This is a genomic window from Vibrio sp. 10N.247.310.24 (genome assembly GCF_041467175.1).
GTDB lineage: Bacteria > Pseudomonadota > Gammaproteobacteria > Enterobacterales > Vibrionaceae > Vibrio > Vibrio tasmaniensis_A.
The window spans coordinates 1-13,440 of sequence record NZ_JBFSUD010000103.1 but is presented as its reverse complement, the minus strand read 5'-3'; the positions used below and the strand labels follow the sequence as shown (position 1 = coordinate 13,440).

The 13,440-nt window shown below is 40.9% G+C and carries 14 protein-coding genes; 5 read left to right on the top strand and 9 right to left on the bottom strand.

What is annotated here, in order from left to right; translation table 11 throughout:
• Positions 1–159: 159 nt before the first annotated feature.
• The 3 genes from AB6E08_RS20925 to AB6E08_RS20915 all read right to left on the bottom strand — a co-directional run bounded on the left by AB6E08_RS20925 (position 160) and on the right by AB6E08_RS20915 (position 5,255).
• Positions 160–981, bottom strand: coding sequence for a restriction endonuclease (locus tag AB6E08_RS20925; protein WP_372064679.1), 822 nt, complete (start codon positions 979–981; stop codon positions 160–162).
• Positions 982–1,708: 727 nt separating this feature from the next.
• Entirely contained in the window at positions 1,709–4,723 is a 3,015-nt protein-coding gene (locus tag AB6E08_RS20920) for a DNA-directed DNA polymerase (RefSeq protein ID WP_372064680.1), read from the bottom strand.
• Positions 4,724–4,784: 61 nt separating this feature from the next.
• Positions 4,785–5,255: a hypothetical protein gene (locus tag AB6E08_RS20915; RefSeq protein WP_372064681.1), complete on the bottom strand. Its 471-nt coding sequence runs from the start codon at positions 5,253–5,255 to the stop codon at positions 4,785–4,787.
• Positions 5,256–5,922: 667 nt separating this feature from the next.
• Here AB6E08_RS20915 and AB6E08_RS20910 point away from each other — a divergent pair.
• A complete protein-coding gene (locus AB6E08_RS20910; RefSeq protein ID WP_004735348.1) occupies positions 5,923–6,177 on the top strand; it encodes a hypothetical protein in 255 nt (84 codons plus the stop codon).
• Positions 6,178–6,467: 290 nt separating this feature from the next.
• On the opposite strand, the gene AB6E08_RS20905 is transcribed toward AB6E08_RS20910, so the two are convergent.
• Both AB6E08_RS20905 and AB6E08_RS20900 read right to left on the bottom strand, forming a co-directional pair.
• Positions 6,468–6,695, bottom strand: coding sequence for a hypothetical protein (locus AB6E08_RS20905; protein ID WP_102557042.1), 228 nt, complete (start codon positions 6,693–6,695; stop codon positions 6,468–6,470).
• A gap of 172 nt (positions 6,696–6,867) precedes the next feature.
• On the bottom strand, positions 6,868–7,134 hold the full coding sequence (locus AB6E08_RS20900; protein ID WP_280604499.1) for a hypothetical protein: 267 nt from the start codon (positions 7,132–7,134) through the stop codon (positions 6,868–6,870).
• Between the two features lie 266 nt (positions 7,135–7,400).
• Between AB6E08_RS20900 and AB6E08_RS20895 the strand changes: the two genes are divergently transcribed.
• Complete coding sequence (locus AB6E08_RS20895) at positions 7,401–8,219, top strand: helix-turn-helix transcriptional regulator (protein ID WP_372064684.1); 819 nt, start codon at positions 7,401–7,403, stop codon at positions 8,217–8,219.
• Positions 8,220–8,608: 389 nt separating this feature from the next.
• Here the strand turns inward: AB6E08_RS20895 and AB6E08_RS20890 are convergent, their stop codons facing one another.
• From AB6E08_RS20890 to AB6E08_RS20875, 4 genes are all read right to left on the bottom strand, one after another.
• The gene (locus AB6E08_RS20890; protein ID WP_372064686.1) at positions 8,609–9,040 is read right to left on the bottom strand and encodes a DUF2787 domain-containing protein; all 432 of its coding nucleotides are present in this window, start codon (positions 9,038–9,040) and stop codon (positions 8,609–8,611) included.
• Positions 9,041–9,306: 266 nt separating this feature from the next.
• Entirely contained in the window at positions 9,307–9,786 is a 480-nt protein-coding gene (locus AB6E08_RS20885) for a hypothetical protein (RefSeq protein WP_372064688.1), read from the bottom strand.
• A 47-nt stretch (positions 9,787–9,833) separates the two neighbouring features.
• Positions 9,834–10,211 carry a hypothetical protein gene (locus tag AB6E08_RS20880; RefSeq protein ID WP_372064690.1) on the bottom strand — a complete coding sequence of 126 codons (378 nt, stop codon included), beginning with the start codon at positions 10,209–10,211 and terminating at the stop codon, positions 9,834–9,836.
• A 102-nt stretch (positions 10,212–10,313) separates the two neighbouring features.
• A complete protein-coding gene (locus tag AB6E08_RS20875) occupies positions 10,314–11,540 on the bottom strand; it encodes a tyrosine-type recombinase/integrase (RefSeq protein WP_372064692.1) in 1,227 nt (408 codons plus the stop codon).
• A gap of 352 nt (positions 11,541–11,892) precedes the next feature.
• Here AB6E08_RS20875 and AB6E08_RS20870 point away from each other — a divergent pair, with 352 nt between their 5' ends.
• From AB6E08_RS20870 to AB6E08_RS20860, 3 genes are all read left to right on the top strand, one after another.
• Entirely contained in the window at positions 11,893–12,297 is a 405-nt protein-coding gene (locus AB6E08_RS20870; RefSeq protein WP_076675808.1) for a hypothetical protein, read from the top strand.
• Between the two features lie 102 nt (positions 12,298–12,399).
• Positions 12,400–12,585 carry a hypothetical protein gene (locus AB6E08_RS20865; RefSeq protein ID WP_076675810.1) on the top strand — a complete coding sequence of 62 codons (186 nt, stop codon included), beginning with the start codon at positions 12,400–12,402 and terminating at the stop codon, positions 12,583–12,585.
• The gene (locus AB6E08_RS20860; RefSeq protein ID WP_157938490.1) at positions 12,578–12,751 is read left to right on the top strand and encodes a hypothetical protein; all 174 of its coding nucleotides are present in this window, start codon (positions 12,578–12,580) and stop codon (positions 12,749–12,751) included. Before AB6E08_RS20865 ends, AB6E08_RS20860 begins: the two co-directional genes overlap by 8 nt.
• The last annotated feature ends 689 nt before the right edge of the window (positions 12,752–13,440 follow it).

Genomic DNA, 13,440 nt, shown 5'->3' with positions numbered 1-13,440 from the left:
CGCATCTTAACTTTTATTACCAAAATCACTTTGTAAATACGTGGATTCCATATACGGAAAGGGGCATTTTCGAGTTAGAAAGAGCCACGGGTAAAACACTTCAATCCCTATGTAATCACCAAGCGATTCTACTCCCTACGATTGCACTTTGCACATATATTAACAATCACAGGTGTAGCGACACTTCGGATAAGTCGAACAGCCATAGAAACTCTTACCAGAATTAACTCCCCTTTTAGCCACACGCATCACAAGCTCAGATTGGCAACTAGGGCAAACTCTATGTTCAACTGCCGATACTCTTTTAGGTTCAGGTATTACTGGTTTATTCAGAAAGCTGCGTCCATCTTCGACCATGTGGACCAGCTCACTGCCATTAACCAACCATAAGCGCTTATCAACAGCAAAGGCAATTGCTTCTGAAGTAAAGTCGCCTGATGTAACAATAATCATCTTACTGGCATTGTTTGCGATCATGACACCGTACATTTCTCTTAGAACTTGTACGCCTACTTTACGCGCCTTCCAGTGCTTACATTGAACAAGGCTTAACTCCCCTTCTTTCCTCAGCCAAATATCAACACCACCATCAGGCTTCTGAGTGAAAGACTGTTTGACCTCATAACCTTGAAATTTAAAGTATTCACCGATGTAGCTTTCAAACTCAATCCAACTTAAGTCATTCAACGGTGAAGTGTTCTTGCGAACTTTAATTTGGGAACTTGTCGTCAGATAACTTTGCTTTCTTTTGTACTGTTTAAAAAATGCTATCGGCGCAGGCAGTAAAAATAGAAAGGTAAAATAGGGAGCTATTAAGGGGAGGTTAGGAGCTACAGCATTAAAGATAAAATTATCACTACTAGCCGCTAAGCTAGGTAATAGATATGAGAGCCCTAGGTATATAACACCAGCGAGCAACACACTAAGCCACCATGGAGCATCCATTAAGTGCCATATGAACCCATCTTTACGTCGTGCCATTTAACTCTCTACCAATAAGCATTTGAGTGCATTAAAGCACAAATGATAGATAGTGAGAATAATAAATAGCTTCACCGTTCTCTAACTAAATAAACAACGCCCGAACTCACTTCAAACACAACTTCATTAGTGGTACAGGCTGCGACACCGCAAGAGATACCGAACTCGCCACTCAAAAGACGATTATCAGCGCTATCAGAGCTCCAAATGCAAATATCAACCAGAGGAATTGACGACGTTTACAGCGAAGTGACGAAGCGAACAGGGAAACCCTTAAAATGAATAGACCAATTTCCTAATTATCGGAAATTGGTCTTTAAGCTCACACTGTAGCGGAACAAGCAAATGCGTTGATGGCAGCACTCCCCACTAAGACGTCAGTGATTAGAAATTTATATCTATAATATTATTCTTAATAACTCGGCCAAGAGGGGGTGTTGTATTATATAAATGTTAGTAACGACGGGAAGTTTTTTAGAACCTTACCGCAAATAGAAGATTGAACAGCACCACCGAACCACGACATGACACTGACGTAAAAACACGACCTAAGCCCATGGGTTCAACCAAGACAACCTCCAAATTCATCAACCAACATCGCTATAAAAATGACTCAAGCGGGACCTGCACATAACCATGGAATGAACAACACATACAACCATGTCTGATTCTTGGTACGCATGAACAATAACCTCACCCAACTTACAGTAGGAAGAGGCCACAAACATCACTTATCCCTTACAGATGCAACCAACGTCATCACTTCATCCAACTCTTCAGGCATGAAAAGCTTCTCCACCTCCATGTCCGGAAACTCTCCCATCAACCAAATAAGCATTGGGATTAATTTAGGCGCAGCAGGCATCATATTGGCAACAACTTGACGCCCTTTAGCGTTACTAAAGTCCTTACCTAGCGTTGAGTATCCGGCGCGAGTAAACAGTTCCGCTAAACCCGGATAGGTTCGCTTAACACCCTCGTCCGTATCTTTAGTCATACCCCATAAATCATTCGTGATTGCAGTCATCACATAACGCTTAAAAATACCTTCAGAACTATCATCTTCATACTTTTGCCCTTTCACCTCCATCACCGCTTTAATTTTGTAAAAGTCCATCCAGTTACGCCAGTCATCCATTGTTTTAAGACAATTCCCCCCGACTCGCTCTTGATTAGGCTTCTTACCGACTAACTGTCCTTTCCGCCAACCGTCGAACGCAGAACGAGCCTTTTCTCCTTCGATATGGGTTTGCCATGGCACCGTATCAAAAGTTAGATGACTGACCACTTCACCTGTCACAGGGTTGCGAACATCCAACATAGAGGGGTTCACTGGACGTCGTTTAAAATCAAAATCCAGATTTAAGTACTTATCATGCTTAATTTCAATTAAATCTAATTCATGCAGATACATATCTCGCTCAGAGACAATACAGTTATTGGCTATTTTTTCAGACGGTTGTCGGTTTAAGAATAGATTTACCATCCAATCATTTTCATTTGGACAATCACGAGGAGGTTTAATACCTGCCTTCGCAGTAACAGGCTTTTTATATAACCCTGACATATCTGAATTAGCCCCATCATCTTCCATCATTTCGGCGGTAAGTTGACCACGGGTTTTCATGGCAATGATTTGCTTAACCTGATGCTTTAAAACAAGTGCTTCATCGTCACCAAACATGGCACATAACGCTTTAAATCGAGCGGTCGTGGATTGGTAGGTTTTACCATTGACACGGTACACATCTATCAGCATGGAGTCTGCATTATCCAAGTCAGTAAGTAGCCCATCTGTTGTCGCGCTGTAAACCGTCCCCCCCTCATCGACATTGGCCAATAACTCAGATAAGACACCGCGAATAAAACCAGTTACATGGGACGAAAAATATGAATTGGTCACAGGAGAAGTGCCCGATGCTTTACTCAAGCCTGTTTTCGTATCAAATTTATTACGTTGAAACCCCACTCCGGAGGCAATTTTCCCATATAACGTGTTCCCTACGTCTTTCACAATTTTCTCTTCAAACGTCCCTTTATGCCTTTTACGCAGCTTACGAATGACCTTGGTAAAGGGCTCAAAAACAGGCTCTGCATCATCTGCCCACGGGATAATATCACCGTAGAGTATTTCAATGTCACAGCCCATGTTATAGGCCACGGCGATTTCAGGAGCAGTACAATAAGTCTCCCCTTCTAGCGGATAATACAATCCATAGACTTCTGTTCGTACAGGCAACGAAGGGAATCTCGTCCCCGCTTTAAATTTGAACTTCACATAGGCAAAGCCCATAACATGACCAAGGTAATCGTCAATCTTGGTTGATGAGAAAGCGGCACGATAATTCACAGGTAAAATATCTACAAGCCCCGTCGTATACGCTCCAGCTAAATCCCAATCACTGATCTTTCCAACTGGAGAAGGCCCAAAATAGTAATCTTCATTACGCCCGCCAAAAAAACACCGGCGAGCGGTGGCCTCATTTCGATCTCGCTCACCTGACAAAACAAGAAGCTTACTAGGGATCGAACGGTGGTTACGCTCATCCCATTTATAAGAGATCACTTCTTCCATGCCAAAAATGTTATTCAACGACGCACTAGCGGGTAACACCGAGTCATCATTTACCTGAACTTTCTTTGCATAGTCATCAGCAAAGACATTCTTAAACAGGGAGACCGATAAGTTTCCTAATGTGTTGGGCAAATACTTAATACGATTGGAGGCAGGGCGTTGTTCATCGCTACCTTCATCCTCAAACACATCATTGAGTTCCGTCAGCGCAAAATCTTCAACATAACGTCCATATTTAACCGCAATTTCTGCGTCTCTAATGGCATATTGCTCATACACCCCTTTGTTTTCTTTTAATAACTTACTCATTTTTTCGATAGAGTAACCATCAGGGATCTTGATTTTAGGTATACCAATGGCATCACCAATAACATCAAGTGAGCAGCGTCCGGGAGAGAGAAATAGCGTATCTTTAAGATGTAACGTGGTCTTCACTGTCCGTTTACTGTTGTCCTTATAGGAAACGAATCTAGGTTTATATTGGGAAGCACCAATTGCGCGTAAATCCAAACCATAATCACCGCGAGCACTATTAACCGCATCTTTTGCCGCATCGAGCTTGTTACTCTTGATATTCCAATAAGCATGAAATGACGCAAGATCGGCTCTCATAAAATGAGCATAGATGAAGGTTTTTTCAGGATACTCACTGATCCAACCATGTTTCTTGGCTCGATTAATGATCTTGAAAATATAATCATTAAAATCAAAACGATCTTCTTTCTTAGTGCTCTTAGGGTAATCAACACCCTTAAACTCGCGTCCATCAGCAGTAAGTAGACAGTATTGATAAGATAAAATCAGGTTACATTCGTTTTCCTCATCATATTCAAATTCGGTATCAATACCGATATGAACATTCCCACCCTGTGCTTGTAGATATTTAAACCGAGACTTACGAGCAGACAAGTGCTCGGTTAACTCTTTAGCTACAACGCCCTCTTCTTTAATGGGTTGTTTTCTACTTTTTAGATACTCACCTAACTCAAGCGTACTATCTCGTTGATACTCGGGCTCAAAGCGATAACGCCAAGTATCAATAAAATCCTGAAGCTGCGCGCTCGTAGTGGCACGTTCGGTAGCCTGAGCACCTAATATAGGTGAGAAAGAAGTCGTCGAGACATATTCTTTTTCAGCATTATCTGAAGACGATAGTGATTTGGTCATACTAAACACCAATATTGATAGAAAGTGGATAAGGCTAAATGTGTCCTAGCCCGTCGCTCAATTAACGTAAACCCAACTTATCCCAATCAGGTTGGTAGACCTTAGTTTTAGACACCTGTACCTCTAGTGCTTTTAGTAATTCATCCTTGAAAATTTCATGCTGACTTTCATCTGGCAGACTCACAAAATCAACAATTTCATCACTGTCATTACGCAAGATAAACCCCTTGTAGGTCGATGTAATTAGTTCAATCGCCATGATTTGCCCTTTACGCAATAAGTTACCATTAGGTAACTCAATGAAATGGTCCCCTTTCTGAACGACCCCGTTTAGTAACCCTATAGCGAGTTTTTTAAATACTTCACCAGCAACGTTTTCACTATCGTATTGCTTAAAATCGATTGTTTTAGAGTGCTTACCAAGTAAAACAATTGTCTCCTCGCACAATAAAGCACCTTGAATTGTCTGTATTGAGCGTTCAACACCACTAGGTGTCTTGATAAAACCAGTTTTACTTTTTGTTTCAGCCATTTGTTTGATATCCCTAAATGAATAGACGGACATCATATTGATTTTATATACCGACACTGTATTGCAACTCACAAATCAACGAAATTCATCACATCATGCGCATTTTTCAGTGCTATTGCGCAGGTCATTTAGCAATAAAAACCATTAAAAATAGTACGTTAGTTAGTGACCTAATAGATTTATATGGGTAAGAGTATTAGCGCGACCCTTCTTTGATTGTATTTACCCTCTCAATTTAAATCTGTAATCAGTCTAGAGTGGTTACCTACCCGCCTATTAGATTGACAGATACAGGAGTGGATATTGATGCTTAATTAGACACCTAGGTTATTGGGTAGCTTCCACTTGGTGGAAATCCATCACGGTAATGGAGTCAGTCAATCTCATCAAATCATGGGGTAAAGCTGGGGAAATTAAGCATCTTGATGACATGAAAGAATGCCGCGGGTAATCTCTTACCCATATAAATCTTTCAGACACACAACTTAGTCACTACAAAACAATCACTTACCAAGAACCCACCTGCGACAAATCACCCTATTTGGCGCGTATGATTTAAAATAACGCTCACTTTCTCTAGCCGTCGTTTCAACAATAAATTAGTAATAATTTTAATTAACCCACACGATTTTCTGTTGGGTGATGCCGTTCATGAGGAATTAGAGATATGAGTACGTTTGATTTGTTTGTAGAAGAGTTTAAAGCCCGAGTGATTATCAAGGCTAATCAAGGTCAGAAAGCACGCCTTGTTGAATTTGATACCACCGTTTGTGATGTTGCATCTGAGCATGGTGCTATACCTGATATCGCTAGAATACGAGGTTACTTTGCTCAATGCTTGTCTAAGAAGACGAATTGGGGTTGCCGTGAAGTTATTCGAGTATTTGAAGGCGCTGTGTTTAAAATCAGGGGTGATGGTTGATAATGACCATCCATTCTTTCGTGTGTGTATGTTTGTATCAGTGAGTGATTTATCCGCTGATATAGATATAAATATAAGGGGTGAGGGGGTTAACGCAGTTAAGCCACCCCTTATATTTATAGAATCCTCTTCAAAAAAATTTATTCACGGTGAATCTGGAAATGGGAAAGCTTCAACGAGAACATGAACTGGTACTTCACAGAGGTGAAAAAAAGGTTTGATGATTATCAATAATGACGTTATCGGCTTAATGCTGATAACGTCATACCTGTTTCTATGTTGAATCCCCTTTAATCTTCAGGGCCTACACACGCGCCCACGACCCCACCAACGACTAGACCAACCGCAGCGCCTTGAACACCATATGCTCTAGCACCAAGTGACATTCCAATCAAAGCCCCACGCTCTGAACCGGATGTACTAGGGCGAATTTTCACCTTAGTCGTTGGATACTCACGCTCAATCTCAATAGCCTTCATCGGTAACGATGATTGCCCCAGTGTTAATAAATTCATCATTGTATTACCTCTATTTCTCTGCAATTTTCATTGCTACAAACGAAGAAAGAGCCATGCTCAATGAAGAACATGACCCTTAGTGATGTTATACCGTTCAACCTAGTCCAGTGTTAATGTCGAGAGTTCCAAGTCTTACACCAACGTCGAGCTAAATTGACCAATACAACAAACCTTATTGCGCTTTACCTTTCGGGGTATCAGAGCCGCATTGAGTTGCATCACTCACTTGACCATTCATTGTTCCGCAGACATCGGCTTTCCACTGCACAATGACACCGTAAGACGATGTGTTCTGAATTCCTGCTTTACCATTCCATTGTGGCTCTAGCAGTTCTTTCATTTTTGAGATATCGCCCGGATTACCGCCGAACGTCCCACCTGCAAATACTGAAGATGCGAATAGTGAAGTTAGACCTAGCAGGATGATTAATTTTTTCATTTTTGTTTTCCTTAAATACGTAATGACGCCACTGATAAAGACAGCGTTAACGTGATTGATGATTAGTTTAAAGAGGGTGAACGACAGGGTGTGTCGCTCAGATGTAGAAATATTGAAATGATTAATGAATGCCTTGTAAGGCATACCTAGAGGTAGCTAATGAAAGCTATAGCAATATCAGTAACCTTATGAAAATTCGCTAGAAATAATCAGGTTCTTTCCGACCACGACACCACCTGACGAGTGACCTATCTACAATGCGTAGAATGAAAGAGCATGACAAACTAGCGAAAAGACTTGGCATAATCCTGACCCGTTTAAATACTGGCGAGAAACTGCATCTGAATGATCTAAGCCGTGAATTTGGAGTAACAAGAAGGACGTTAAATCGTGACTTCAACGAACGGTTAAACTACTTACCCATCCAGCGCGACGGTGCCTGTTACTTTCTAGACCCACAAGTGTTAGGTAGGCAGAGCAATAATGAAGTGTCATTGCTACTGATGAAAATGGGATTCGATACGTTGTTTTCCGGTAAGCACTACCTAAGTAATGGCGTACTGAACAACAAGAGTACTCCGCCCTTTCTATTCAAGAATCCGCAAATCGAAGACATTAGCGACAATGCTTCCGTGTTCGAGAAACTTATCGAGTCGATACAACGTCGGAACGTGATTAGCTTTAGTTGTAATGGGAAAAGTTACGATGTGTTTCATCCCTATCGGTTGGTGAATGACCGTGGTCAATGGTACTTAGCCGGAACACACAGAAACCACCTAGAATCACTCAGAGTGGCTAAGATTCGAGAGTTAGTGCGATACGAGGATAAATACTCTCCTGATCTAAATGTTGAACACAAACTCATTGGTCGAGGACATGAGGATGAGTTGCCCCATCCCGTTGAGGTGGTTATACAAATTAGCGGAAGAATCAGCGAAGCCTTCTTCAAGGAACATAATCCCAATGACTTTCGAGCATTAAAAGAACAGGGGTGCGGTGATGTGTTGCAAACTTCTGATTGTGTAACTCTCACTATCAGCGGTTACCATAATGAAGCCACCCGACAATCACCAACCAAGCCCTAAGCTTAAACTGACCACTATGTACCTAAATCAAACCTGTCGATGTGTAACAAGCACAGTGATTGATTTGATGAAATGACAAACCGATACAGGGTAAGGAAAAGTGTTAAATGCCCTATTTTTACTCCGCGAAAACTAACACTTTAATAGATTAGAACAGTGCTTTTCGCTGAGTTAATTATATTAATATTATTAACTTAATTATAAGGACTTTCAGTTCAGGTTAGGCAAGGAAGCCATATCAGCTCTAGATTTAATCTACAAAAACGCTCCCATTGCTTCGACATAGCAATGGGAGTCTTTAATCACATAACAGCACTGTAAACCAAGCAAACTCATTAAAATCAGCTCTCCTTCGTTTGGTGCTTTCAACTTGGTTGGTTAGCGATGAACTAATCTACCGTGACTTCTATCTCATCAAAGCAGTCCATACCGATGTAGCTTAGAAAGTTGGATTCCCACATCGAATAGAACTCCATTACCTCACTACTTGTTATTGGTAATTCCGGAACATAGGAAAAACTCGCTGTCCCACATCCGAAGTTGAAATCCACCTCTTTAACCAGTTCGGGGTAGGGACCACCGCAATACGCAAAGTCAGTGATGTAATCAAATACCCATTGGTCATAGAGTCGAACAAGCCTGATTTCAACAGGGTGAAAACCGCCGTCCTCTGAGCTGTAGCTTGTATCTCGGAAGTTAACCACGATCGATTGGATCATGGGTGTCCATTTGCCTGATTCACTGATCACTCGGTTTAAAGTATCTTGAAGATCCACGCTTACTGGCAGCAGCAAGCGCTCAACGTCAAAAGTTAAGTTCATAATAAATTCTCTTTTAGTTTGTTAGGGATACACTCTTGTGTAGTGCGCGGTATGAAATTTGAGAAGTGGCTTGGTTCGAGGTGAGTATTTTGAACCCGTCATTAACTCTTCCATTGATAACCCAAGAAATTTGAAATCCGTCGAGTAGTGATATCAGTAGTGATCGTATTACTCATCGTCCGTTGGTGGTCATCACTTGATGAAGTAAACAGATTACGGCTCATCGACCTAGCAAATTTCTTCTGTCGTCTTACTGTCTGTTAGGGTTATTTTTTCTTAGATGTGGTTTGAGATTTGGCGAGTGCCAGTAATGCGCTTTTCTTCTCCTCAAAGTCTGTCGAAAGCACATGTAAGTAGCGTGATGAATCCGTTTTTGATGCTACCCCCAAGTCTCTAACAATACTGGCACAGAACGAGTGGTTGTTTGCTGAACCTCCATTAAACAACTGCTTGTACAGCTGACTTTTCCATGGTTTATCTTTCTGCGCTTCTATCAGTTCAAGCATGGCTGTAACGGATAGCCACTCTTTTGAGTGAAGTCCTGCGCCACCTTGCTGCCCTGCAATCCTGAAGTAGAGTTGCTTTTCTTCATTATGCAACGCCACTTCGTACAAGACCTTGCCAGTCCCTGCTAGTTTCGGTGCTGCCCCTTTCAATACGACTTGTTCGTAATGATTAGTCTCTTGGTTCTGCTCATCTTGAGTGTCAGTATTTGGAAAGTCTGGGTCTACTTTGCGTTGGTTCATAGATATTCTCCTGTCGGTGATAATGTGAAATATTGCTGCGTGAGTAACTACTCGCCATCAACCTGAGTCAATAGCGTCTGAATTGGATGGAGCTGAGTACTGGTGTATCCGGCTAGGTAACAACCTGAACCATGGTCGTTAAGGACCCCTAGAGCAATGACCATAGAGCCGATAAGCAGCACGTACTCTGGGTGATTAGTGACGAAATCAATCAGGTACTTGGTCTGTTCATCCATGCCTTCGAGGTCTTGATTGGTATCGCTCTCATCGAACAAAATCAGAGTGATGCCTATTTCGTCCCAACTTTTCTCTAACTCATTCAAATCTCCATCTGTCGCTTCAGTTAAATGACCGATTAGATTGTCCTTATCAGAGCTCGCCATTTTCAATGCCATTAACTCCGTAAAAGTTTTTATTACTTGCATGTATTTTCCCTTATTCCAGATACGAAAAAGCCCCTACTAGCGAGAGCCAGTAGGGGCGTATATATAATTCTTATATATGTTTGATTTTAAGGTTAAAACTATCTAACTGATGCGGTGTGCCAGTCTTGGTGCCTGTTCTTTCAATACCGAAGACAAAGTGTCCGAGCTATTGAGCAGTTTTTGTTGGGAATGTTTTACATACCTTTGGGTGCTACTCAAGTCTTTATGATTCATTAGACGCTGCACTGTTAAAACATCAACACCGTTCTCAATTAAATTTGTAGCAAAGCTATGACGTGCCACATGAAAGCAAACCTCATGAGGATTCTTGATACCTGCTCGTTCCTTAATCCGCGCAAACGCATTTCGTGGTTGTGAAATATGACTTCTTTCCTTACGCCCGAAGAAGACGTATGGATTGCCTTTTTGTCTCATGTTCAATAGCTCCCGGAATAGCTCAACCATGAATGGGGTCAGTGGTACAGTCATACTTGTGCCATTCTTGGTGCTTTCTACAAACATGGTTTTATCGATCAGACTGATATCTTTCCATTTTCTGGTGCGCAGCTCAGAATCCCTACACCCAGTAAGGAAAAGAAGTGCTATGAAGTTTCCGGTTACACGGCAATAGTAATCTCGTGATGTACGTATCACTGCTGCTGTTTCTTCCATGGTTAAGTAGCGAGTCCTCATGTTATCTGGATTGATAAGCGAAACCTTATCGCCGATATAGGGTATGTCTAAAAGGCGGTATGCTTCCTTTAGGATGGTTTTCATCAAGGCAATAGTACGATCGACCGTGGCTGCTGCGTACTTCTTACCGGGGCGATACTCCGTTGCTAATAGCTTTGCTTGAACTTGATGAAGATGGACGCCAGTTATCTTATCGATAGGCTTCGTATGTAGGTGCTTCCAGTGTTCAAACCTAGCTATATCATCACGCCACGTTTTCTTACCTTTGCTTTTCTTAGAAACAATAAAGGTATCGTGAAAGAAGTCGTACAAGGTCGGTACTTGAGTTTCGACCTGCGTATCCCGTTCAAGTTTAGGGTCGATACCATCGGCAATTTGTACCTTTAACTTACGAGCTTTGTTTCGAACCGTGGGTAAATCGATATCAGGCCATTGACCGAGTGCAATGCTGGATTTATTTTTTGAGATTGGCGATATAAACCGTAGTAGGAAGCGCTTCTTACCAGATTTACCAATAAGCAATTTTAAGCCCTGAACTTCGGTGTCAGAGACTTCATTGTTGGTGGATTTAGAATGTCGATCGTGAGGTGGGATGTTGTTAAGTTTGGTTGGGGTAAATTTGAATAGTTTACTCATGTGAATACCTCAGTGGTTAACCAAGGTATTTATATATGCTTACAAGTCAGGCGAAATCGGTAGTAATTGAAGGGATTATTTGTAACCCGTGGCCCTTTAAAGCTCGAAAATGTTCCATTATTTTCGTCAAAAGCCTACGTTCTCGGTCAGGCTAGTTTGGCCAAATATAACTCACCCGACGCCCGAAATGTATTTTCACAACTAAATCAAAAGCTTAATATAAAAACAATAACGAATGCCGATTTTTTTTTTTTGAAAACTGAGTAACATTTTTATCGAAGCTATTTACATTTAATTAGACTGTGAATATATTGAATATTCAATACATTCACAATTTAGTTGGAACAGGGTTATGGGCCATTCGTTTATAAAATCGGAGCAACGACAGGCGCAATACGATAGTACTGATGTTAGAAAATCAAAACGCATTGCACTGGATTCTGAAAAGCTCTTTAAGAAAAAACTAGATCAAATGACCACTGCCGTCTTAGCTGGTGAGATGTCACACGATGAGCAACTCAAAAAGCAAACAGAACTTTTAAGTTTAAAATCTAATGTTGAACGTTTTAGTGCGCAAGTAGAGTCTAGTGTTGAACTAGGTAAATCTGGTCTATCGAAAAATGAGTGGAAAGAAGTCCATCATTTGTCTAATTCAGGCCTTTATACTCAAAAAGAAGTAGCCAGTATCTATGGTGTAGATCAGGGACAGGTTTCGAAGTATAAAAACAAACCGACATCATATTTTGATGATGAGTAGAATATTTAAAATAAAATCTGTAGTGCATAGTAGGTGGGTTCAGGTGGGCTTTCTAAATCTAGAGTTGGCCAGATAGTAAAGAAATTAATTGTAGGATTACTTATGACTAAAAGAAGAAATACTGTTAATGGGCATGGCAACATTTTTCATGCTGAAATCAGCCCTGAAACCGGGATAAAGCTAAATTTCATCATCGACCTTGTTGAAGAAAGCGGCGGGAGTATAACGAAAAACAAGCTCTTAAAACGAATCATAGACAAAGAAGTGAGCGACGATTGTAATGAGTAATAGCAATGAAAGGTTTGATACGACCAAAACAGAAGTATTGAAGTTAAAAATTAAACGTAAGACCGCGGAAAAAGCTAGAGGTAATACGAAAAATACTGATGTGAAAACTAGTGATTACTTGAATGAATTAATAAAACGCAGTGCTGATAGCTTTACTTTTGATTAAGTTTAACCTTCGTTGTGCGTAGGTGGTTGTTCTACCATAACGGCACTTAATTGGTACCTACGCGTAAACTAATCTGAGACAGTCTCACTAATCTTTTTACGAGTGCGATTTTAGCAATCTCACTAGTTCTTCACAACTAGCTTTGTCATACCTTTAGTCACCCATGAATTGCTAATTTAGAGGAGCGTCATTAACAAACTTATGTCCAAAAACTTGCCAGACCGCATTAGGCATCACCATCCGATACATTTTAAGTTAAGTAGCTCTCCGACTAACATGGGAACTCCTCGGTTGTCTTTTCTCGGCATACGACAGTAGCGTGACAATACCTTCTCTCTTTTACTGTCTTGAACATCTAACCATCAAGTTTTGAAGATATTTTAAATTAGAGGCACAGTAACGCTTTTCGGTTTACTGCTTTGACCGCAGTGACCAGTAAAACTTAGGTTCTGGTTTTGTTGTTCTATGTTTAAGTTGGACAGGAAGTTGTCAGTAGAAGAAAAATAAAAGAAATTAAGAAGGGATATTTTGAAGTGTGATGGAGGTTGTATTTTTGCATATTCTGAATGTAGAAAAGCCTCGATAAAAATCGAGGCTTTTCATAAAAATTCTTTATAAATTAGTAACTAAGGAAATTTTGAATCCGTCGTGTATACCAATTTCACCATACCGGCATTATCTTGGGGCAT